Raw genomic sequence first — 21481 nt, forward strand, 5'->3', positions numbered from 1 at the left:
TAAATGTAGATGCAGCAATGTTTTGTCATTCCGGTTTATAACCATCCTTATCATATTGAGGCTTTGGTGACCCATTTGGATCAGTTTCAGATGCCGATCATTCTGGTCAATGATGGCAGTGATGCCGCATGTACTCAAATTTTACATGATATTGCGCTGAAACATCCTCGGGTTGATCTGGTTGAACATACGCATAATCAGGGCAAAGGACAGGCGGTAATTACCGGTTTACGCCATGCGCATGCTTTGGGTTTTAGTCATGCCTTACAGCTCGATTCTGACGGTCAGCATGACTGGCAGGATGTGGCAAAATTCCTGCAAATCTCTCAACAACATCCGCATGCAATGGTCATCGGTCAGCCTATATTTGATGAATCGGTTCCGAAAAAACGCCTTTATGGTCGTTATGCCACGCATATCTGGGTGTGGATTAATAGCCTGTCTTTTGATATTAAAGACAGCATGTGCGGCTTCCGGGTTTATCCGCTGGCTAGTACCATTCAGGTGCTGGATTCTGCAAAATTTCAGCCGCGTATGGGTTTTGATAGTGAAATTTTGGTGCGTTTAAAATGGGCAGAGGTGCCTTTTATTAATGTGCCGACTAAGGTGGTTTATCCTGAAGATGGCATTTCGCATTTCAATGTATGGCGTGACAATCTGGGTATAAGTCAGGCACATTTGCGCTTGTTTGGCGGCATGCTGATTCGTCTGCCTAAATTGCTGTCACAGAAAGTAAAAGGTTGATGGCGTGACTGAGCTGAAGCAAACCCAGTGGAATGAGATTAAAGAACGCGGTGGCATGACCTCTTTGAGTCTGGTGCTGGCGTTCTACCGTATGGGTGGCCGTTGGTTATGCCGGGTATTGATGTATTTTATTATTTTGTGGTACTGGCTGTTTGCGATAGTCGCACGTCAGGCTTCACTGCAATATTTGACTCGGTTACACCATTTTGCAGGTGAAAACTCACCCTTTAAACATACACCGAATTTAAGTCAGAGCTATACGCATTTAATGCAGTTTGGCGAATGTATTCTGGACAAGGTAGAAGGCTGGTTGGGTAAAATTCCGGAGCAGCAGCTGGTTTTACATGGACATGAGCATTTCCGTGCGCATTATCAAAAAGGCGCGGTAATTGTGGTGTCGCATTTTGGCAATATTGAATTGCTGCGGGCGATCAAGTCGGAACATCCGCAAAAAATTAATGTTCTGGTCTATCAGAAGCATGCCACCAAATTTAACCAGTTCCTAAAAAAACTGAATGATCATGCCGATGTCAATCTGGTTTCGGTGGATGAATTGGGTATTGAAACCGCAATGATCCTGCAAGAAAAACTCGATCAGGGGGAGTGGGTTATTGTTGCGGCAGATCGGGTACCGGTGCAATCAGATCGGGTACAGCCGATTTCATTTTTAGGTGAAGACGCAAATTGGCCACAAGGGGCCTGGATTTTAGCCAGTTTGCTGAAAGTGCCTGTACTAGCCGTGTTTTGTTATCGTGTTGGAAATAATTTTGAAGTGCATATTCATGCAATTGCAGAGCAACTAAATTTTCCTCGAAAAAACCGTCAGCAAGCAATACAAAGTATCACCCGTCAATATGTCAGCCTACTTGAACAGCACTGTATTCGTGCGCCATATCAATGGTTTAATTTTTATAATTTCTGGAACAAACAATAATGCAAGTGTTAGTTGTGGGGGAAACGCCACTCTCGATTGAAGATGTGGTGGCTGTTGCACGTCAGGAAAAATCAGTGGCTTTGCCAGTATCTTTTGAGTGGCGTGAGTTAATTCAGCGCGGTGCAGATTTTCTGGATCAACTGTTGCAGGATGAAGGCGTGATTTATGGTGTGACCACCGGCTATGGCGATTCCTGTCTGGTAGAAATTCCCGCGCATCAAGTCCATGAACTGCCTTTGCATTTATCGCGTTTTCATGGCTGTGGCCTCGGTCAAAATCTGGATTTAATTACGGCGCGTGCAGTGGTGGTGACGCGTTTATGTTCACTTGCACGTGGATATTCAGGTGTATCGCATACCTTGCTGGAACGTCTGGTCTGGATGTTAAACGAAAACGTGATTCCGGTGATTCCATCCGAAGGTTCAGTCGGGGCCAGTGGGGATTTAACCCCATTGTCTTATATCGCAGGGGCTTTGGTCGGTGAGCGTGATGTTTACTTTGAAGGTCAGATTGTTCCGATAAGTCGCGTTTATGCTGAAAAAAATATGCAGGCTTTGGTGCTACGTCCTAAAGAAGGTCTGGCACTGATGAATGGCACCGCTGTCATGACAGCAATTGCCTGCTTGAACTATAAAAAAGCTGAACAAATTAGTTTGGCCAGTACTTGCATTACTGCACTGAATGTTTTGGCCTTGGAAGGTAATCCAAGTCACTTTGATGAGGTACTGTTTGCGCAGAAACCGCATCCGGGTCAGCAACATATCGCCGCACAACTGCGTAACTGGTTGAATAGCGAAGTACAAACTGAGCACCAGAGTTCACGCTTGCAAGATCGTTATTCACTACGCTGTGCACCACATATTATTGGCGTATTTGAAGATTCCAAACCCTGGTTACGCCAGTTTATTGAAAATGAACTGAACTCGAGTAATGACAATCCGCTGATTGATCCGGTGAACTTACGCGTGTTGCATGGGGGGCATTTTTATGGCGGACACATTGCTCAGGCCATGGACAGTCTGAAAATCATGATTGCCAATATTGCCGATTTAATGGACCGTCAATTTGCGCAATTGGTGGACTATAAAATGAACAATGGTTTGCCGCGAAATTTGACCGGGGCAACCGATGACCGGCTGCCGCTGAATCATGGTTTTAAAGCCGTACAGATTGGCGTGTCAGCTTGGACGGCAGAAGCCTTAAAACAGACGCTTTCCGCTTCGATTTTCTCGCGCTCGACCGAATGTCATAATCAGGACAAAGTCAGTATGGGCACCATTGCTGCGCGTGATGCCAGCCGTGTAATTGTACTGACCGAACAGGTGATTGCCGCGCTGTGTTGTGCCAGTGTGCAAGCGGTGAACTTAAAAGGTTTAGATGGCAAGTTAGCTAAAGTATTAACTGCCTTTAAAGCATGGGTGTTGCAGAGTTTTGACTATGTGGTGGAAGATCGTCCATTGCAGCATGAGTTGCAGCAACTGGTGGATCGTCTGGAAAATTTAGAATTATTAAGCACTGAACTTATTCGCTAAACCTGATGGGAAACAGACTATGCATGCCGATGTAATCATTGAAGTACCATTTCATGATGTGGATACCATGAACGTGGTCTGGCATGGGCATTACTTAAAGTATTTTGAAATTGCGCGTTGTAAGCTACTCGATCAATTTCAATATAACTATACCCAGATGCGTGACTCCGGTTATGCATGGCCTGTGATTGAAAGTCATGTGCGTTATGCGCATGGCATTTTGTTTGAACAGAAAATTCGGGTACGTGCCATTTTAAAAGAATGGGAAAACCGCCTAAAAATTGAATATCAGATTTTTGATGCCCAAAGTGGAAAAAGGCTGACCAAAGGCTATACCACACAAGTGGCGGTACATATTGAAAGCCGTGAAATGTGTTTCCAGTCACCGCAAATTTTATTGCAGCGTTTAAACGCTTGGTCTGAGTTTAAGCCGGAGTAAAGCCAAGATGACATCTCTCAATCTACAACGTGCAGTATGGCTGGTTTTGGCTGCCATGCTGTCTCTTACCATGGTGCTGTCGCAACCGGTGCATGCGCAAAATCCGCAGCTCAGACAAATCTTTGGACAGCTTTCCGAAACGCCAACGGTACGGGCCAATTTTGAACAGCAAAAAAAGCTGACTTCAATGAATAAAACCTTTGTCTCTAAAGGCACAGTGTTATTTTCCAAATCGCAGGGTGTGATCTGGAAAATTCAAAATCCGGTCAAAGCCGATTTGATTGTGACCCCGCGTAAACTGGTGCAAAAAACCCAGCGCACGCATAGTCAGATTGAAATTGATAAATCACCGTATGGTTCGGTTGCGACCATGTTCTTGCAGCTGATGTCGGGCAATGAAGCGGCTTTAGCCAAAAACTTCAATATTGTTTCGGCAAGCTACACCCCGGCGCAGTGGAATGTGACTTTAACCCCGAAAAGCAGTTTATTTAAAAAGTTATTTGTCAGGGTCGATGCGCAAGGACAGCGTTATGTCGATCGTATTGTATTGCAAGAAAAAGCCAATAACAGTACAACGATTCGTTTTAGTCAACAAACCACTCAACCCCAAACCTTAACGGCTGAGGAAAATGCGCTTTTCCAACTGGCAAAATAAATTTACCGTACTGTGGCTGATTGTACTGAGCGTGATTGCCATTGCGCTAGGTACAGCATGGCTAAAAAAAGATATTCACATTCAAACCAATATCTTTGCATTATTGCCGGAAGCGACCCAAGACCCAAGGCTTGAACGGGCGCAGCAATATGTCAGTCAGCAGTTAAATAACAAGGTATTTGTGGTACTGAATGCCAAAGATGATGCAGCTCTAACAAAAGCTACCCACACCTTTAAACAAAGCGTGGCGGCAACGGATTTATGGCAGCCCTTAAATGCTCAGGTAGATAGTGACCAGTTTGCGCAGCTGTTATATCAACACCGTGCAGGTTTACTGACCGCCGATGATCAAAAGCTGCTTGAACAGCAGGATTATGCATCGCTGACTGAGCAGGGCCTATTGCAAATCATGAGTCCGGGCATGCCAGTTACCGCAGAGCTATTACAACAAGATCCACTGCTGTTCTTCCCACGTTATGCCATGGGCTTATCCAGTTTGCAGAGCAATTCGGATATTACTTTGGAAGAGGGTTTTGCCACTATTCGGGATGAGCAGGGGATTTCACGGCTAGTGGTGTTGGAGCTCAAAAATAGTCCATACAATATTGATTATCAAGAAAAAACTGCGGTCTGGATTAAACAGTTAGACCAGCAATTGCAACACATGCAAGTTGAGCCGCATTGGACAGGTACTTTATTGTTTGCCCAATTCGGCACCACTTCGGCTGAAAAAGAAATCTCCACCATCGGCCTAGGTTCTACGCTAGGCATTTTTCTGTTAGTGCTGTTCGGTTTCCGCTCGGTTCGTCCAATGCTGACTGAAATGATCGCCGTGGGAACCGGATGTCTGGTGGCCTTTGCCATCACCCATTGGGTCTTTGGTGAAATTCACCTGATGACTTTGGTGTTTGGGGCCAGTCTGGTCGGGGTCTGTGTCGATTTTTCTTTTTACTTTATGGCGATGCAATCGCAGCATCGACAGCTCAACGGTTTTGCGGTACTCAAACCGCTGTTGCCTAGTCTGTTTATGGGCTTAATGACCACTCTGGTCGCGTATATCTTCTTGAGCTTTACCCCATTTCCAGGCTTTAAGCAGATTGCGGTATTCTCTATGGTTGGTCTGGCTGCCGCATGGATTACTAGTGTTTTATTATTGCCGCGTTTACCGGCCTTAAATGCCGAACCTGCTATTCGCAGCTTAAGCTTTATTGGTAAAGCACGAGGCTTTGTACAGTCGAGGAGCCGTCTGCGTTATGGCCTGATCGCCTTAATTGCTGTGGTCGCCGGCAGCAGTTTGATGTTTCTACAAAGCAATGATGATATTCGTAACTTACAAAGTATGGATAAGACGCTACAGCAGGAAGATCAATATGTCCGTGACCGTTTTATGCAACAGCAAAGCAGTGAATACTTTGTGGTGCATGGCAACACGGCTCAGGAACTGGAACAGAATGAACAGCAATTGCTACAAAAACTGCAAGTTCTACAGGCCGAAAACAAGCTGGAGGGTTTTCAGGCACTAGGTCAATGGCTGCCATCCAAAGCCCAGCAGCAACACAATATTACGTTGTTGCAGGCGATTCCAGCCAACGCCTTGCAGGACTACGCTACGGCGTTGCAGCTGAATCCGGCAGAAGTACTGGCCTGGCAAAAGCAGTTGGCCCAACAGCCCTTACTCAGTCCAACTGAAATGAGTCAGCATCCTTTGGCATTTTTACAAATGAGCCCAACCGAGCGTCTGGTACTGCTGCAAAATGTACATGATGCGACTGCCTTGCAACAGCTCAATACTCCGCAGGCACAATTATTAAGTCCAGTTAATCAAATGTCTGAATTATTTAAACAGCATCGTATACAGGCACAGTGGTTACTGGTGTCTGCCTTAATCACCTTGGCGATCAGCTTGGGTGTGATTTATGGCATTCAGTCCATTTTACCTTTGGTATTACCGGTCACTTTAGCTTTAATGACCACCTTTGCGATTCAGGCCTGGCTGGGTGTGGAAATTAATTTGTTCAGCATTATGGGCACTTTCCTGATTATCGGGATTGGTGTGGACTATGCCATTTTCTACCGTCACGGACATGATCATCCGCAAGTGGTGGGCATGGCGCTATTCCTTTGTATGATGTCAACCTTATTAGGTTTCGGGTTATTATCCTTTAGCCACACCTACGCGATTCATTGCTTTGGTTTAACGGTATTACTTGGGGTGATTTTTTCATTTATTTACGCAACTTTGTTTACATCTTCCGATGCCAAACATGTGGTGCTTCAACAATATCAGCCAAAGAGCTGAGTGACTAAGGTACAGTGCAATGAGCACCATGCAACACACAGATGTATTGATTATCGGCGCGGGACCATCAGGCAGTTCGGCAGCAGCATTGCTGCGTCAAAAGGGCTATCAGGTCACGATTATTGAAAAACAGTACTTCCCGCGTTTTTCGATCGGTGAATCATTGTTGCCGCAATGCATGGTATTTCTGGAAGAAGCCAGTCTGCTGGATACTGTACGTGAGCATGTGGGCGAGTTTGCCTTTCAGTTTAAAAATGGCGCGGCATTCTTAAGAGGCAAGCAGCGCAGTTTTTATGACTTTACCCAAAAATTTACGGATGGTCCGGGTACCACCTGGCAAGTACGCCGTGCCAACTTTGACCATTTACTGGCGCAACAGGCAGAGAAACAGGGTGCAGAAATCCGCTTTGGTCATGAAGTGATTGAGGTCGATGTTGTCTCAGATCAGCCAATTTTGACGGTAAAAGATGAGCAGGAAAATGTGTATCAGATTCAGGCTAAATTTTTACTCGATGCCAGCGGTTTTGGCCGGATCCTGCCGAAGTTCTTAGACTTGGAAAGTCCCTCCAACTTTCCGGTACGTCGTGCCGTGTTTACCCACATTGAAGACGGTATTTTGGATGATCCCGATTTTGATCGCGAAAAAATCCTGATTACGGTACATGCCAAAGATCAGCGCGCCTGGTACTGGCTGATTCCATTTGCCGATGGACGTTCATCTTTTGGTGTGGTGGCAGAGCAGGACTTCTTTGAACAATATGGTTTTGATGGCAGCGCCGATTATGATGTAGAAGCTTTGTTGAAACGCATTCTGGCCGATGACGAAAGCCTGTCGCAGGTACTGCGTCATGCCAAGTTTGATACGCCAGTGCGTACCTTGGTGGGCTATTCTGCCAATGTAAAACATCTGGCTGATCGTAACTATGCCTTGTTGGGCAATGCCGGTGAATTTCTTGATCCGGTGTTTTCTTCGGGTGTCACCATTGCGCTGAAATCTTCAAGTCTGGCGATTCCTTTGGTTGATCAAGTGCTGCAAGGGCAAACGGTCAACTGGATGGAACAGTACGAAAAACCGCTACGTGCCGGTATTCAGGTGTTCCGTGCCTATGTGGAATCGTGGTATAGCGGCGAATTTCAGGATGTGGTGTTCTCGACCCAGCAAGATGAAAAGATTCGTCGTATGGTGTCATCTCTACTTGCCGGTTATGCATGGGATAGCAGCAACCCGATTCATAAAAATGCCAAAAAACGTTTAAGTACATTGGCGGAGTATTGCCGTGATCCGCAGTTACAGCAAACAGAAATAAATGGTGCTTAACATGAAACTGAAATGGACGGGGATGATACTTAGTGCCGTATTACTTTGTGGTGGATGTCAATCCATGCTGCCAAAGGCACAAGGCTTGGCAACTGCAACTTGGGCTGCACAGAATTATCAGCGTCAGGATCAGTTAGAAATCCAGTGGAAAGAGCAGAGTTTTAGCTTTTTGCTGTATCAGCAACAGCAGGGTCAAAAGCTGGAGATGCTGGCTTTGACCCTGACCGGACAGCAACTATTCAAGCTCAGTTTTGATGGTCAGAAAGTCCATGTCGAACAGCGCATTGAACAGATGAAGCTGCTGCCATTCGAATTTGTGGTGCGCGATATTTTATATGCAACTTATCCGAATTTTGCTCAGCTACAGCAGCAGAATGTCCGGATTGAAACTTCAGCGCAGGTCCAGAAAGTATTGATCAACCAGCAGCATGTGCTGAATATTCAGCAGCAGGATGATGTGATTGAGCTAAATAATGTACAGGTGCCTTATCAAATGGTCATTAGTCGCATCAATGATGCTTTGGAAAATACAGATGTGGACAGCACTGAATAAGAGACATGATTATGGGTGATAAAATTACGACACAACATCCTGCAGTCGGCATTCAGTTTAGTGGGGGCTTATCCGCACTCGGCAATAGCGCTGAACAGATCAAACAGGCGCTGACCACACCGCAAAATACCTTGAGCTTGGTTTCAGGATTTATTCCGGAAAAACAAGTCTGGGTGGGTGCCTATCAACATGCCCTAATCGACAGCATTCCAGACTTTTTGCAGGATGTCGATTCGCGCAATTTACGTTTTGCCTTAACTGCTTTAAGTTCCATTGAAGCATCAGTACGTGACTATACAGCGCAATTCGATCGCAAACGTCTGGCCATTATCCTGGGCACCTCTACATCTGGTATTGCAGACAATGAAAAAGTCCTGAAACAATATTTTGTTGATCAGGCTGACGTTGAAGTCCAACACTGCAAACAGGAAATGGGCAGTTTAGCCAAAGGCTTGCAGCTGTATCTGGGCTGGGAAGGTCCGGCATACACCATTTCGACTGCCTGTTCTTCAAGTGCCAAAGCCATGGCGGCAGGACAGCGCTTGATTAATGCCGACCTCGCCGATGCTGTTTTGGTCGGTGGTGTAGACACCTTGTGTCAGCTGACCTTAAATGGTTTTGATAGCCTTGAAAGCCTGTCCAACGGTCTGTGTCAGCCCTGTGGTGCACCGCGTGATGGCATCAATATTGGCGAAGCGGCGGGACTGTTTTTATTGTCCAAAGAGACTGCACCGGTAATGCTGATGTCGGCCGGTGAGTCGATGGATGCCTGGCATATTTCCGCACCGCATCCAGAAGGCAAAGGCGCTGCTGAAGCTATGCAAAAAGCCTTGGATATGGCAGGGGTTGCAGCCAGTGATATTGGCTATTTAAATATGCATGGCACCGCTACACCACAAAATGATGCCATGGAAATTAAAGCGGTTCAGACGGTATTCCAGCAATATGATGTGCCAGTTAGCAGTACCAAACATAAGACCGGACATTGTTTGGGTGCAGCCGGCGCCATTGAAGCGGTGATTTGTCAGCAGGTGTTAGCTGATCAATCATGGTTGCCTTTGCATCACTCCGGCAATATCGATCCAGAGCTAGATGAAGCCAATTATGTGCTGAGTGCAGCACTGCAACAGCCCATCCAGTATGTGATGAGTAATTCATTTGCTTTTGGCGGCAGCAATATTGGTTTGATTTTTGGAACAAAACTGAAATGATGGATGCAGTACAGTTTATCCCGCATGAAAAGCCGATGGTGTTTGTAGATCATCTCATCGAAGCGAATGAACATTTTGCCATCGCAGAACTGGTGATTCGCCCTGAACTGATGTTTTGTGAAGCTGAGGGCCTACCGACCTGGACCAGTATTGAACTGATGGCGCAGACCATCAGTGCCTATGCCGGACATAAAGGAAAAGTGTCAGGCTTGCCACCGAAAATCGGTTTTTTACTGGGTACCCGCAAAATGCAGTTGCCCGTGCCTTATTTTGTTTTAGGGGAAACTGTGAGGGTTAAAGCGGAACAAGGCTATTTGCATGAAGGTTTGGGGCAGTTTAACTGTGAAATTGAATACCGGGAACATCGTTTTAGTGCCATGTTGAGTGTATTTGAGCCGCCAGAAATGAAAGAAGATATCAGGAAGTCAGTGTGAGTAGACGAATTTTAGTAACCGGTTCAAGCCGTGGAATCGGTAAAGCGATTGCCTTGCAACTGGCGCAGTCGGGTTTTGATGTCACGGTGCATGCGCGCTCAAGACAGCAAGAAGCCGAACAGGTGGTACAGGAAATTCAGGCTTTGGGACAATCTAGCCATGCGCTTTTATTTGATGTGAATGACCGTGAAAAAGTCATGCAATTGCTTGAGCAGGATGTTGCAGAACATGGTGCATTTTACGGTGTGGTATTGAATGCAGGTTTAACCCGTGATGCCGCATTTCCTGCTTTAACCGACAATGACTGGGACGAAGTGGTTTCGACTTCTCTGGGCGGTTTTTATAATGTTTTAAAACCGCTGGTCATGCCGATGATTCGCCTGAAACAAGGCGGACGCATTGTGACCATGTCTTCTGTGTCAGGTTTAATGGGCAATCGCGGTCAGGTCAATTACAGTGCAGCCAAAGCAGGCTTGATTGGCGCGACCAAAGCTTTGGCACTGGAACTGGCGAAACGAAAAATTACCGTGAACTGTGTGGCACCGGGTTTAATTGAAACCGAAATGGTGACTGAAGAAGTGAAACAACATGCCTTGAAGATGATTCCATTACAACGCATGGGACAGGTCGATGAAGTGGCGAAAGTGGTTAAATTTTTATGCAGTGATGATGCCAGTTATATCACGCGTCAGGTCATTTCAGTCAATGGGGGATTGATTTGATGAAACGTGTTGTAGTCACGGGTATGGCCGGAATTACTTCTTTAGGTGAAACGGCGGATCAGATTTTTGCTCAATTTGAACAGGGCAACAGCGGTATTCGTTATATGCCGGACTGGGAAGTCTATACCGACTTGCGCAGCAAACTCGGCGGCCCAGTCGAGTCTTTTACCATTCCCAAGCATTTTAACCGTAAAGTAACGCGTGGCATGGGGCGAGTGGCCTTAATGTCAACCATATGTGCGGAAAAAGCGCTGGAAGATGCAGCTTTGTTAAATGATCCGATCTTGAACAGTGGTCAAGCCGGTGTAGCATTTGGTTCATCTGCAGGCAGTGTTGACGCGATTGGCGAGTTTGGTAGCATGTTGCTTGATAACAACATGAACAAGCTCAATGCGACGACCTATATCCGCATGATGTCGCATACCAGTGCGGTCAACATGACCGTTTATTTTGGCTTGAAAGGCTTAACTTTGCCGACCTCCAGTGCCTGTACTTCAGGTTCAATGGCGATTGGTCAGGCCTATGAAGCGATTAAATACGGCAAGCAGACCGTGATGCTGGCAGGGGGAGCAGAAGAACTCAGTGCCGCAGGTTCGGCTGTGTTTGATGTATTGCTGGCCACCAGCGGTCAAAATGAACATCCGGAAAAAACCCCACGTCCATTTGATGCCCAGCGTGATGGTCTAGTGGTAGGTGAAGGTGCAGGCTGTTTAATTTTAGAAGAATATGCACATGCCAAAGCACGTGGTGCGCATATTTATGCAGAAATCATCGGTTATGGCAGCAATACCGACGGTCAGCATGTGACCCGTCCAGATTCTGAGATGATGGGGCGTTGTATGGAACTGGCATTATTTGATGCGCAAATCCCGGCAGACCAGATTGACTACGTCAATGCACACGGTACATCTACCGATCAGGGCGATATTGCAGAAACTCAGGCAACCGCAAGAATTTTGGGTAACAAACCGATCAGCTCTTTAAAAAGCTATTTTGGGCATACGTTAGGAGCATGTGGCGCGATTGAAGCTTGGCTGAGTATTGAAATGATGCAACGTAGTCAGTTTATTGCGACATTAAATTTAGAAGAAATAGATGAAGCCTGTGGCGATCTGGATTACATCATGAATGATTCTAGAAATATGCATGCTGACATCATCATGAGCAATAATTTTGCTTTTGGAGGAATTAATACCTCCCTTATTTTTAAACGGGTTTAACAACAACAAGAGGGTAAAAATCATGTTAATAAAAAAATTAACACTTACAGCAGCATTATGTTTTGGTGGGGTCGTTTCAGCTCAGGCTGCCGATACTGCACATAATCTGGATTTTAAAAGTGCAGTTGAGCGTGCCGTTGCAGATGGTACCTTGGATGGTTCGGTGAAGTTTTATCTGGCAGGGACCAAGTCAGGCGGTAAAGTTGTACAAAAAGATGCGGTAACTAACAAAAAAACCAATGGTTTCGCCAAATCTGCAGAAACAGCCTGTGATCATGTTTTACGTTCTGCATTGATTCAGCTGCAAAATACGGCAAAAGCGCAAGGGGCAAACGCTGTCACCAATATTGTCAGCTATTTCAAATCGAATGAAAGCAAAAGCTCAACGACCTATCAGTGCTTTAAAGGAATGGCCGTTGCAAGCGTTGCTTTAAAAGCTGATCTGGTTAAGTTCTAAGTTTAAGCAAAAGCACGCAACCCAGATAAATTCATTTTCGATGCAATTTTTGCTTGAATATAAAAAAGCCCATCTCAAGATGGGCTTTTTTATGTCAATTTAAAGCTGATTTGGCTTCAAAGAAAAAACTATTTCGGAATTTCTTCTTCTTCTTCAAATTCAGGCTTAACCTGGACAATGAAGTCTTGACGGTTCAGACCACGCCACAGGGCAAAGGCAGTACCAATGTAAATTGAAGAATAGGTACCAACAAATACCCCAATAAACATCGCGACAGAGAACCAGTGTAAACCATCACCACCCAGGAACATCATTGCAAGGACCACCAGCAATAAAGTCGCAGAGGTATGAATGGTACGACGTAAGGTTTCTGTTAAGGAAATATCAACAATTTCACGCGGGCTTGCGCCACGGATCTTGCGGAAATTTTCACGAATACGGTCCGATACCACGATGTTATCGTTTAACGAGAACCCTAAAAGTGCCAGAATGGCAGCCAGTACGGTTAAGTCAAACGGCCATTGCATCATGGCAAAAATACCCACTGTTACAATGACGTCGTGGAATAAGGAAAGCACCGCACCTAAAGCCAGCTTGAATTCGAAACGAATGGTGACGTAAACCAGCATTAATAATAATGCCAATCCAACCGCACCTGCAGATCGAATATATAGCTCATTGCCGACTTGACCACCGACAGAGTCCACTTTGTGCACTTCAGCCGTATTGTTCGGCAATTGCGCAGCTTTGGTAATTGCGTTACTCAAGTCTTCTACTTCAAGGTCTTGAGCTGGCATACGCACCAAAAGGTCTTTATTGCTACCGAGGGTTTGCACTACTGCATCTTTGAAACCGGCTTGATCTAAAGCTTTAACCACTTCAGCCTGGTTTGCCGGTTGAGCATAGTTGAGTTCTGCAGAAACACCACCGGTAAAGTCTAAACCGAGGTTTAGACCTTTGGTCACAATAAAGAACAGGCTGGCAAGGGTTAAAATGATGGAGAAAATTGCCGCTGGTTTGGCAATTTTCATAAACGGAATTATCCGTTCATCATCAGGGCGACCATATTTTTTTGAATTCGGTTGAGTCATATCAGTCATCATAGATCTCCTTAAATGCTCAACTTCTTCAAGTTGCGTTTTTTGCCATAAATGAGCTGTACGATTGCACGGGTCACTGTGATTGCAGTAAACATCGAGCAAACAATACCGATCATTAATGTCACGGCGAAGCCTTTAATCGGGCCAGTACCGATGGCAAAAAGAATAAACGCAACTAGGAACGTGGTTAAGTTGGAGTCAAAAATGGTGTTGTAGGCTCGATCATAACCCGCGACAATCGCCTGTTTGGGTGAGGCTCCCCATTTCATCTCTTCCCTTATTCGCTCACAGATCAGTACGTTAGCATCCACCGCCATACCAATGGTGATCACGATACCGGCAATACCAGGAAGGGTCAGTGAAGCACCAATCCAAGACATGACAGTCAGAATCATTGCCAAGTTGGCAAGCAGGGCAAAGTTGGCGATTACACCGAATAGACGGAAGAACACCACCATCCAGATTGCAACCAGAATGAAACCGATTTGGGTCGATAACACACCTTTGTCAATATTTTCCTGACCCAGGCTCGGACCCACTACACGTTCTTCAACAAAGTACATTGGCGCAGCCAAAGCACCTGCACGAAGCATCAGCGCAAGTTCAGCCGCTTCTTGAGGCGAATCCAGACCGGTAATACGGAATTGTGAACCTAATACGGCTTGAATGGTGGCCGCATTAATCACTACGGACTCTGCATAAGAGGTACGCACTTCAGTTTGTGCACCGGTTACAGGATCGGGTACATAGCTGATTTTTTGCTTGTTCTCAATGAACAATACCGCCATGCGTTTACCAACCGCATTACGTGTTGCATCTGACATCAGTTTTCCGCCAGCGCTGTCTAAAGTAATATTTACTTCAGCACCACCAGTGTCTTGGCTAAAACCACTTGATGCATTTTGTACACGTTCACCGGTAAGGATACGGTTACGGTTGAGCAGTAATTCGCGGCCACTATCCAGTGATTCATAAGCAAAGATTTCTGTGCCCGGAGGTAAGGCCTGACCATTTGATTTACCGGTATAGGGATCGATATATTGATCATTCAAATCAGAAACCAGACGGAATTCAAGATTTGCTGTACGACCCAGAACACGTTTTGCTTCAGCCGTGTCCTGAACACCCGGAAGTTCAACCACAATGCGGTTGCTACCTTGGGTTTGAACCAAGGCTTCCGCTACACCTAACTCGTTAATACGGTTACGTAAAGTGGTTAAGTTTTGATTTACCGCATATGACTGAATTTCTTGCTTGCGTACATCAGTATAATTCAGGCGTAAAGTTGAACCCGACGCTGATGCAATCGCTTGCTGAGTAAACTCATTGCCATTACGACGCAAGAAGTCCATGACCGCATCACGATCATTGTTACTGGCAAACTGCACAGTAATCGTGTTGTTGTTCAAAGCCAGGCTATTGAATTTCAGCTTGTTGTCACGCAATTGACGACGCAAATCAGTCGCAGATGTTTCCATACGCTGACTGATGGCTTTGTCCATATCCACTTCCAGTAAGAAGTGAACACCACCACGTAAATCCAGACCCAATTTCATTGGTTTAGCACCAATTTTTTGAAGCCATTGAGGAGTGGTTGGAGCCAGGTTTAATGCAACGACATAATTGTCACCCAGTCCACGACGCAATACTTCTTTGGCTTTTAATTGGGCTTCTGAAGAATCGAGACGCAAAAGGGCAGCATTATTGCTAAAGCTATTGTCATGGCTTGGAATTTTTTCACTTTCTAATAATTGCTCTGCTTTTTGTACGATGCTTTGGTCAATTTGGGTACCGGCTTTGGCACCCGAAATTTGAACAGCAGGTTCATCGGGATACAAACTAGGCAGGGCATATAATGTACTGATCATCAAAACTACGACGATCAGCAGATATTTCCATGCTGGGTAACGCATTTGTTTTCTTCTTAAAATGAAAAAGTCGTGCTAGGGCACGACTATTTTTGATTAGAGATTATTTAATGTGCCTTCAGGAAGAACTGAAATCACACTTGCACGCTGAATTTTTACTTCTACGCCACGACTTAATTCAACCACTGCAAAATCACCTTCAAGTTTAGTGATCTTACCCATTAAACCCCCGGCAAAAACCACTTCACTACCTACACCTAGGCTTTCAACTAGCGTACGGTGTTCTTTAGCGCGTTTTGCTTGAGGGCGCCAAATAAGGAAATAGAAAATTGCGACAAATACTGCAATCATCAAAAGGTTAGTGACCAAACTTGGCTGGGTTGCAGCTTCACCCGCTGCGTGAGCAGTAGAAATAAAAAGGCTCATTTCATTTTCCTAAAATAAAAAACTGTATATCAACAATATGATGATAAATAAAATAACTTGTTCAGCAATTTACCCTGTCTTTTTCTTCAGCGCAAATACTGAAAGATTAATCTTCAGGGCAAGGCGGAACTTCTAAACCGCGACATGCATAAAATTCTTGGACATATTCATCAAAAGTACCATTATCCAACGCATCGCGGATGTCTTGTGTAAATCTTTGGTAATAACGCAGGTTATGAATTGTACCGAGCATAGAGCCAAGCATTTCACCGCATTTTTCCAAATGGAATAAGTACGAGCGAGTAAAATTCTGACAAGTATAACAGTCGCATTTTGGATCAAGCGGGCTTTGGTCATGACGATATTTGGCATTACGGATACGCACCAGACCGTTTGTCACAAAATAATGACCGTTACGTGCATTACGGGTTGGCATCACGCAGTCAAACATGTCGACACCGCGACGGATTGCTTCCACGATATCTTCCGGTTTACCCACGCCCATTAAGTAACGCGGTTTGTCTTCCGGCATTTTAGCAGGAAGATAATCCAGTACCTTGATCATTTCCTCTTTCGGTTCACCAACAGAAAGACCGCCAATGGCAAAACCGTCAAAATCAATTTCTTTTAAACCATTGAGTGACTCATTACGAAGGTCTTCGTACATGCCACCCTGAATAATACCGAACAGGGCATTTTTATTTTTAAGCACATCATGATGTTGGGTTTTGCAGCGTTTTGCCCAACGTAGCGAAAGCTGCAATGATTTTTGTGCTTCTTCATGTGTTGCTGGATAAGGCGTACATTCATCAAAAATCATCACGATATCTGAATTCAAGGTATGTTGAATATCCATTGAAATTTCAGGTGATAAGAAGACTTTAGAGCCATCAATTGGCGAACGGAAAGTCACACCATCTTCTTTGATTTTACGCATTGCACCAAGGCTAAAAACCTGGAAGCCGCCTGAATCGGTTAAAATCGGTTTATTCCATTTCATGAACCCGTGTAAGCCACCATGTTCACGAATCACGTCTAAACCTGGACGCAAGTAAAGATGGAAGGTATTGCCCAAAATAATTTGAGCTTTGATATTTTCAATATCACGTGGGAGCATGCCTTTTACTGTACCGTAAGTACCGACAGGCATAAACACAGGCGTTTCAATCACGCCGTGTTCAAGCGTTAACCGACCACGACGGGCACGACCCGACTGACCTAATTTTTCAAAATTCATACAATATCCTGAACAAGAGCAAAGCACTGCGTGCAGTGCAAGAGCGAATAAACAGTTCGCCGCTAAAAGTTGGCTATTTTCCTAGATTACGCACATAAACGCCAGTGTTGTCGAATTTTAACTTGATACTTTCCTTATAAAGCAATCTTGGAAAAGTGAGGCTGATCCAGCAAAGTCTGGGTGTGGTGGATATGATAGAACTGTTCAATGCATTCTAATATTTCATTTTTTTCTAAGGCACAACCATCTTTTATCCCACAATCCATCGCCGCAATCGTGTGAATCATTTTCTAGATATAAAAATTGCTATCAATGCAAACCGATTCTAAAGTGAGCAAATAGGCTGCCTGTACAATGTGTAAATAATCATAAGGCTCAACTTCCATCATTTATGCTAAATCGACCAGTAGGTCTTTATCCGCTTGTGATAGCTTTTGTTTGCTGCTTAGTTTTTTAGGCGGGGCTTCGGGAGAATGATGTTGAATAAATTCATCCAGTAATCGACTGCCGATATTGAGGCACTGTACTGAATGGACTGCAACTTCAGGCTGAGGGAGTATATGAATAAAAAAACACAATAATATGCGTATCCAAACCATAAGAGTGGACAAAGGCTTGCTTGGCCTGTTTAAAGGCGGCAATCACTAGATCTAGATTGTTTTGGCCATGGTCGTATTTTTGTTGCAGCATTGGATTGCCAAAAATATAGGCTTTTTAAAATAATCCGCCAAGATTAATTTAAATGGTGCAAAGCGATTTCACTTGGATAGGTGAGAACGAGAGCGCCATTTTTTCACCTCCCATTTGTCCTATTCTGACAGATAGTGAACCGGGTCTTCATGCTCCTCGAATAAATTGCGTGTGATCGATACGGCTAAATCATCTATCCATAATATTCATTGAAAACCAAGGTGCATACGTAAATCTGATCTTCATTATATTGATCGTATAAGGGGTAAAATGCTTCAATCAATGCGTCTTTGAGAGAGGTATAGGTTCTAACATAAGCTTTATTCTTTTTTATGAAGTTACTATTTTTTAATTAATGTTTTTTAATGAATGTTTTTAAATTATAGTTTTGGACTTCTTGCGGTTATTTATAAATGGTCGATGCAAGAAGTCCCGAGCTGTTAAAAATTAGGTCGATAGTCAAAATTTTGGGTAACCGCTTGATCTCTAAAGGGCCGAATGGCTTTTTTACCCATGGTCATAGTATTGACGATGTTATTGGGAAAAACCTGAATATGGTTGTTAAATAGCTCCACATTGCGGTTAAAAATGGTAATGGCTGCGCCGACATTTTCATTTTGTTCTTCAATTTCATTCATCATTTTCAGATAAATTTCATTGGCTTTCAGTTCGGGATAGTTTTCAACTACTACATTTAGACTATGCATCAATTCTTTATTCAAGCTTTCGATGCGTTGTAATTGAGATACATCAGTATTGTTTACATTAAGATTTAAAATATTCTGACGCAGTTCAGTCACTTTTTCTAAAGTGCCTTTTTCAAAACTTGAATATTGCTCAACTAAAGGCTGCAAGCCATCCAGAATTTTAATTTTCTGACGTTCATAGCTGGCCACATCTGACCAGGCACGGATAGAAGCATTGTGATGACGCACAATATTATTGCGAATCATGATACATGCAACGACTACGGCAATGATCAATAGCAAAAAAATTAACAACCCCATGTACATGTCCCCAAAACATCAATTATTGCTATTTTAAAAAGTGTGTTAAATCACGCTGTAAGCTTTCTAAATAAGGTAATTTAAAAGTACGTAAGTGTCCACGTAATACAGAAATATCTTGAATGTTTTTAGCTTGACTGGATATTTTAAATAAATCAGCAGGACCTAAAAAACATAAGGTATGGCTGGTCGGGTGGAACATTAAATCGCCCTGACGCTGGGCAAAAAAATCAGCCAGTTTCAATACAAATGCCGGTGTGAGTAATTTCGCAGTTTGCATTTCGTTACTGCCAAAAATGTTTAATTTCTGATTGGTCTGAATATCACTGGTATGCCAGGGAAAGCTATAAGGATAATAAAAGTTCTTTCGTGCCGTGGTAATCGCAAGTCCTTGTATCTCTACATCAAAAACGAATACACCCCATAAATCCTTGTGTACTTCTTTGACTTTAATATCATTGCCATCTTTATCACGGACCCGAACTTCATTGACAAAATGATATTGAAAGACCATGACTTGATGTTGTTTAGCTTCCTCATCTGCCCAGACTGTGCTGGCATAATAAGGAATATCGTTAGAGAGAGTACCTTGATTAAATACTGGAAACAGCCGTTTTAAATGAGCAATAAATAAAACCGGTTGCAGCGGAACAGAAATATGTTGCGGTTGTTGCTGGAAGGCTAACCGGTATTTTTTAGCGATGGTTTGTTGTTCTAAATATGCAATCACATCATCAATGGGCTTTTTATCTTCGTAGCTGATATAGGCCCAGAAAATCATAAAGAGTCCGGTCACCAGACAAAGCTGTAGCCAGATATTGGTCGGACTCATAAAAATCAGCAGCATAAAAGAAAGCCCGACCGCTGCCAAAAGTAGCGGTAGGACATTTTCAAATTTGAGCACAATTGGCGCGTTCCAGGGATGTAAACTATCCAGGATATCTTGCTGGGTTTGAGCTTGCTGGCCAATCTCCCAAAGCCGTGCAATATTCTGAAAAACCCGTTCATTTTTTTTACGTCGAATATGAATCGAATGTTGAACAGTATCGAGCGGCATGGTGTGCTTCTTATCAGAAATATTAAGGCGTAATTTTATCAATCAGCATGGCATCGCCATAACTAAAGAAGCGGTATTTTTCTTCTACAGCATGATGATAGGCATTCAAAATATTATCACGATTCGACAATGCTGAAACCAGCATGAGTAAAGTGGATTCAGGCAAATGGAAGTTGGTAATTAAACGATCCACGACTTTAAAGTCATAGCCTGGATAGATGAAAATTTGTGTATCACCTGTCCACGCATTTAATGTGCCGCCATGCGCTTGAGCTGCACTTTCAACGGCACGGGTTGCTGTGGTTCCGACCGAAATGACTTTATTGCCACGGGCTTTGGTTTGACGAATCAGTTCAACCGTATGTTCTGGAACATCACACCATTCACTATGCATGATGTGGTTTTGAATATCATCTGTACGTACCGGCAAGAATGTACCTGCCCCGACATGCAGTGTCACAAAGGCTTTTTGAATACCTTTGGCTTCAAGTTTTTCCAATAAATTTTGATCGAAGTGCAGGCTGGCTGTTGGTGCTGCGACGCTTGCCAGTTTAGTCGGGTCATTAAATACCGTTTGATAACGTTCGGTATCAATCGCTTCGGCTTCACGATTAAAATAAGGCGGAATTGGCAAAGCACCGTATTGATCCAGGACATCTAAAATCGGTTGTGAAAACTCGACAATAAACAAGTTTTCGTGGCGACCTTGTACCGTTACTTTTACCGCATCTTCACCCATAAAAAGTTCAGCACCTGCTTTAGGCGAGTTGCTGGCTTTAATGTGGCAGTGTGCAATAAATTTGTCCTGCATCCGTTCTACTAGAGCTTCAACAGCACCACCAGAGGCACGTTTACCTTTTAAGCGTGCTTTCATCACTTTGGTGTCATTTAAAATCAGTAAGTCACCAGAATCGAGTAAATCGAGAATGTCGGTAAAATGACAATCGTGATACTGCCCTTGATGATCTAAGTGTAAAAGACGTGAAGCACTACGCATATCTAAAGGGTAGCGAGCAATGAGTTCATCCGGGAGATCAAAGTTAAAGTCAGAAAGTTGCATCTTCAATGTATAAAAATAAGAAAAACGTCCGCATTATAGTCCTGAAAAGAGCAAACGAGATGATATCTGATGTTTTTTAAAACAAAGTTTTTGTTTTTGCTATAAAAGTGATCAATTGAATGAATTAGATAATTGACAATTCAGAGTTTGATAGTAATATAGCCACCACAAGCTAATGCGCTTGTAGCCCCTTTCCCGAGGTGGTGAAATTGGTAGACGCGGCGGACTCAAAATCCGCTGTCAGAGATGACGTGTCGGTTCGAGTCCGACCCTCGGGACCAAATTCAAAAGACCCCAAGCCAGTACTAAAAGCTTGGGGTTTTTTATGTTCTAAAGAAAATTCTTGCTTACATTTCGAGTATTAAGTTAGAAGAGTAGGGTCAATAAATACAGCAAATCTGCCTTAAATTGTCACATTTGTTCTCTTCATGACTTTTTTCATTGTGCTTGTTGTAGAAATTTGTTAAAAAAGTTAAAGGTAATAATCATTTTTTACAATAACAATAGTGATTGGATGA

The 21481-nt window shown here is 43.8% G+C and carries 21 protein-coding genes and 1 tRNA gene; 14 read left to right on the top strand and 8 right to left on the bottom strand.

The window, feature by feature from the left end; all coding sequences use genetic code 11:
- Positions 1 to 9: 9 nt before the first annotated feature.
- Genes ACP69Y_RS13245 through ACP69Y_RS13305 form a run of 13 tightly spaced genes read left to right on the top strand, consistent with a single transcriptional unit; the run spans position 10 to position 12518 of the window.
- Positions 10 to 744, top strand: coding sequence for a glycosyltransferase family 2 protein (locus ACP69Y_RS13245; RefSeq protein WP_425918834.1), 735 nt, complete (start codon positions 10 to 12; stop codon positions 742 to 744).
- A gap of 55 nt (positions 745 to 799) precedes the next feature.
- Positions 800 to 1678 (top strand): acyltransferase, encoded by an 879-nt coding sequence (locus ACP69Y_RS13250; RefSeq protein ID WP_425918912.1) that lies wholly within the window; start codon positions 800 to 802, stop codon positions 1676 to 1678.
- Entirely contained in the window at positions 1678 to 3210 is a 1533-nt protein-coding gene (locus ACP69Y_RS13255; RefSeq protein ID WP_425918835.1) for an HAL/PAL/TAL family ammonia-lyase, read from the top strand. Before ACP69Y_RS13250 ends, ACP69Y_RS13255 begins: the two co-directional genes overlap by 1 nt.
- 19 nt (positions 3211 to 3229) lie before the next feature.
- Positions 3230 to 3649 (top strand): acyl-CoA thioesterase, encoded by a 420-nt coding sequence (locus ACP69Y_RS13260; protein WP_425918836.1) that lies wholly within the window; start codon positions 3230 to 3232, stop codon positions 3647 to 3649.
- 55 nt (positions 3650 to 3704) lie between these two features.
- Complete coding sequence (locus tag ACP69Y_RS13265; RefSeq protein ID WP_425918914.1) at positions 3705 to 4304, top strand: LolA family protein; 600 nt, start codon at positions 3705 to 3707, stop codon at positions 4302 to 4304.
- A complete protein-coding gene (locus ACP69Y_RS13270) occupies positions 4279 to 6603 on the top strand; it encodes an MMPL family transporter (protein WP_425918837.1) in 2325 nt (774 codons plus the stop codon). Before ACP69Y_RS13265 ends, ACP69Y_RS13270 begins: the two co-directional genes overlap by 26 nt.
- Positions 6604 to 6622: 19 nt before the next feature.
- Positions 6623 to 7921: an NAD(P)/FAD-dependent oxidoreductase gene (locus tag ACP69Y_RS13275; RefSeq protein WP_425918838.1), complete on the top strand. Its 1299-nt coding sequence runs from the start codon at positions 6623 to 6625 to the stop codon at positions 7919 to 7921.
- A complete protein-coding gene (locus ACP69Y_RS13280) occupies positions 7911 to 8474 on the top strand; it encodes a DUF3261 domain-containing protein (RefSeq protein ID WP_425918840.1) in 564 nt (187 codons plus the stop codon). Before ACP69Y_RS13275 ends, ACP69Y_RS13280 begins: the two co-directional genes overlap by 11 nt.
- A gap of 11 nt (positions 8475 to 8485) precedes the next feature.
- On the top strand, positions 8486 to 9685 hold the full coding sequence (locus ACP69Y_RS13285) for a beta-ketoacyl-[acyl-carrier-protein] synthase family protein (RefSeq protein ID WP_425918841.1): 1200 nt from the start codon (positions 8486 to 8488) through the stop codon (positions 9683 to 9685).
- A complete protein-coding gene (locus tag ACP69Y_RS13290; RefSeq protein ID WP_425918842.1) occupies positions 9682 to 10119 on the top strand; it encodes a 3-hydroxylacyl-ACP dehydratase in 438 nt (145 codons plus the stop codon). The genes ACP69Y_RS13285 and ACP69Y_RS13290 overlap by 4 nt, the downstream gene beginning before the upstream one ends.
- Entirely contained in the window at positions 10116 to 10841 is a 726-nt protein-coding gene (locus ACP69Y_RS13295) for a 3-ketoacyl-ACP reductase FabG2 (RefSeq protein WP_425918844.1), read from the top strand. Before ACP69Y_RS13290 ends, ACP69Y_RS13295 begins: the two co-directional genes overlap by 4 nt.
- A complete protein-coding gene (locus ACP69Y_RS13300) occupies positions 10841 to 12061 on the top strand; it encodes a beta-ketoacyl-ACP synthase (RefSeq protein ID WP_425918845.1) in 1221 nt (406 codons plus the stop codon). The genes ACP69Y_RS13295 and ACP69Y_RS13300 overlap by 1 nt, the downstream gene beginning before the upstream one ends.
- A 22-nt stretch (positions 12062 to 12083) precedes the next feature.
- Complete coding sequence (locus tag ACP69Y_RS13305; RefSeq protein ID WP_425918847.1) at positions 12084 to 12518, top strand: excinuclease; 435 nt, start codon at positions 12084 to 12086, stop codon at positions 12516 to 12518.
- A gap of 128 nt (positions 12519 to 12646) precedes the next feature.
- On the opposite strand, the gene secF is transcribed toward ACP69Y_RS13305, so the two are convergent.
- The 8 genes from secF to queA all read right to left on the bottom strand — a co-directional run bounded on the left by secF (position 12647) and on the right by queA (position 20963).
- The gene (gene secF / locus ACP69Y_RS13310; protein WP_425918849.1) at positions 12647 to 13621 is read right to left on the bottom strand and encodes a protein translocase subunit SecF; all 975 of its coding nucleotides are present in this window, start codon (positions 13619 to 13621) and stop codon (positions 12647 to 12649) included.
- 8 nt (positions 13622 to 13629) lie between these two features.
- Positions 13630 to 15531, bottom strand: a complete 1902-nt coding sequence (gene secD, locus ACP69Y_RS13315; protein WP_425918850.1) for a protein translocase subunit SecD — start codon at positions 15529 to 15531, stop codon at positions 13630 to 13632.
- Between the two features lie 51 nt (positions 15532 to 15582).
- Positions 15583 to 15912 (bottom strand): preprotein translocase subunit YajC, encoded by a 330-nt coding sequence (gene yajC, locus ACP69Y_RS13320; RefSeq protein WP_067870533.1) that lies wholly within the window; start codon positions 15910 to 15912, stop codon positions 15583 to 15585.
- A 106-nt stretch (positions 15913 to 16018) separates the two neighbouring features.
- The gene (gene tgt / locus ACP69Y_RS13325) at positions 16019 to 17149 is read right to left on the bottom strand and encodes a tRNA guanosine(34) transglycosylase Tgt (protein WP_425918851.1); all 1131 of its coding nucleotides are present in this window, start codon (positions 17147 to 17149) and stop codon (positions 16019 to 16021) included.
- Between the two features lie 543 nt (positions 17150 to 17692).
- Complete coding sequence (locus ACP69Y_RS13330; RefSeq protein ID WP_425918852.1) at positions 17693 to 17839, bottom strand: hypothetical protein; 147 nt, start codon at positions 17837 to 17839, stop codon at positions 17693 to 17695.
- Between the two features lie 440 nt (positions 17840 to 18279).
- Positions 18280 to 18846, bottom strand: coding sequence for a LemA family protein (locus ACP69Y_RS13335; protein WP_425918853.1), 567 nt, complete (start codon positions 18844 to 18846; stop codon positions 18280 to 18282).
- Between the two features lie 28 nt (positions 18847 to 18874).
- Positions 18875 to 19903: a hypothetical protein gene (locus ACP69Y_RS13340; RefSeq protein WP_425918854.1), complete on the bottom strand. Its 1029-nt coding sequence runs from the start codon at positions 19901 to 19903 to the stop codon at positions 18875 to 18877.
- A 22-nt stretch (positions 19904 to 19925) separates the two neighbouring features.
- Complete coding sequence (queA, locus tag ACP69Y_RS13345; RefSeq protein ID WP_425918855.1) at positions 19926 to 20963, bottom strand: tRNA preQ1(34) S-adenosylmethionine ribosyltransferase-isomerase QueA; 1038 nt, start codon at positions 20961 to 20963, stop codon at positions 19926 to 19928.
- A 194-nt stretch (positions 20964 to 21157) separates the two neighbouring features.
- Between queA and ACP69Y_RS13350 the strand changes: the two genes are divergently transcribed.
- Positions 21158 to 21244: transfer RNA gene (locus tag ACP69Y_RS13350), tRNA-Leu, on the top strand.
- The last annotated feature ends 237 nt before the right edge of the window (positions 21245 to 21481 follow it).

The sequence above is a fragment of the Acinetobacter sp. TSRC1-2 genome (assembly GCF_049895885.1).
Lineage (GTDB): Bacteria > Pseudomonadota > Gammaproteobacteria > Pseudomonadales > Moraxellaceae > Acinetobacter.

Bases quoted from the DNA above. Each gene is read 5' to 3' on its own strand.
- secF (WP_425918849.1), bottom strand. From the start codon at position 13,621: ATGATGACTGATATGACTCAACCGAATTCAAAAAAATATGGTCGCCCT.
- ACP69Y_RS13245 (WP_425918834.1), top strand. From the start codon at position 10: ATGCAGCAATGTTTTGTCATTCCGGTTTATAACCATCCTTATCATATT.
- tgt (WP_425918851.1), bottom strand. From the start codon at position 17,149: ATGAATTTTGAAAAATTAGGTCAGTCGGGTCGTGCCCGTCGTGGTCGG.
- yajC (WP_067870533.1), bottom strand. From the start codon at position 15,912: ATGAGCCTTTTTATTTCTACTGCTCACGCAGCGGGTGAAGCTGCAACC.
- ACP69Y_RS13255 (WP_425918835.1), top strand. From the start codon at position 1,678: ATGCAAGTGTTAGTTGTGGGGGAAACGCCACTCTCGATTGAAGATGTG.
- ACP69Y_RS13265 (WP_425918914.1), top strand. From the start codon at position 3,705: ATGCTGTCTCTTACCATGGTGCTGTCGCAACCGGTGCATGCGCAAAAT.
- ACP69Y_RS13275 (WP_425918838.1), top strand. From the start codon at position 6,623: ATGAGCACCATGCAACACACAGATGTATTGATTATCGGCGCGGGACCA.
- ACP69Y_RS13290 (WP_425918842.1), top strand. From the start codon at position 9,682: ATGATGGATGCAGTACAGTTTATCCCGCATGAAAAGCCGATGGTGTTT.
- ACP69Y_RS13285 (WP_425918841.1), top strand. From the start codon at position 8,486: ATGGGTGATAAAATTACGACACAACATCCTGCAGTCGGCATTCAGTTT.
- ACP69Y_RS13280 (WP_425918840.1), top strand. From the start codon at position 7,911: ATGGTGCTTAACATGAAACTGAAATGGACGGGGATGATACTTAGTGCC.
- ACP69Y_RS13335 (WP_425918853.1), bottom strand. From the start codon at position 18,846: ATGGGGTTGTTAATTTTTTTGCTATTGATCATTGCCGTAGTCGTTGCA.
- ACP69Y_RS13305 (WP_425918847.1), top strand. From the start codon at position 12,084: ATGTTAATAAAAAAATTAACACTTACAGCAGCATTATGTTTTGGTGGG.
- secD (WP_425918850.1), bottom strand. From the start codon at position 15,531: ATGCGTTACCCAGCATGGAAATATCTGCTGATCGTCGTAGTTTTGATG.
- ACP69Y_RS13260 (WP_425918836.1), top strand. From the start codon at position 3,230: ATGCATGCCGATGTAATCATTGAAGTACCATTTCATGATGTGGATACC.
- queA (WP_425918855.1), bottom strand. From the start codon at position 20,963: ATGCAACTTTCTGACTTTAACTTTGATCTCCCGGATGAACTCATTGCT.
- ACP69Y_RS13270 (WP_425918837.1), top strand. From the start codon at position 4,279: ATGCGCTTTTCCAACTGGCAAAATAAATTTACCGTACTGTGGCTGATT.
- ACP69Y_RS13330 (WP_425918852.1), bottom strand. From the start codon at position 17,839: ATGCTGCAACAAAAATACGACCATGGCCAAAACAATCTAGATCTAGTG.
- ACP69Y_RS13250 (WP_425918912.1), top strand. From the start codon at position 800: ATGACCTCTTTGAGTCTGGTGCTGGCGTTCTACCGTATGGGTGGCCGT.
- ACP69Y_RS13340 (WP_425918854.1), bottom strand. From the start codon at position 19,903: ATGCCGCTCGATACTGTTCAACATTCGATTCATATTCGACGTAAAAAA.
- ACP69Y_RS13300 (WP_425918845.1), top strand. From the start codon at position 10,841: ATGAAACGTGTTGTAGTCACGGGTATGGCCGGAATTACTTCTTTAGGT.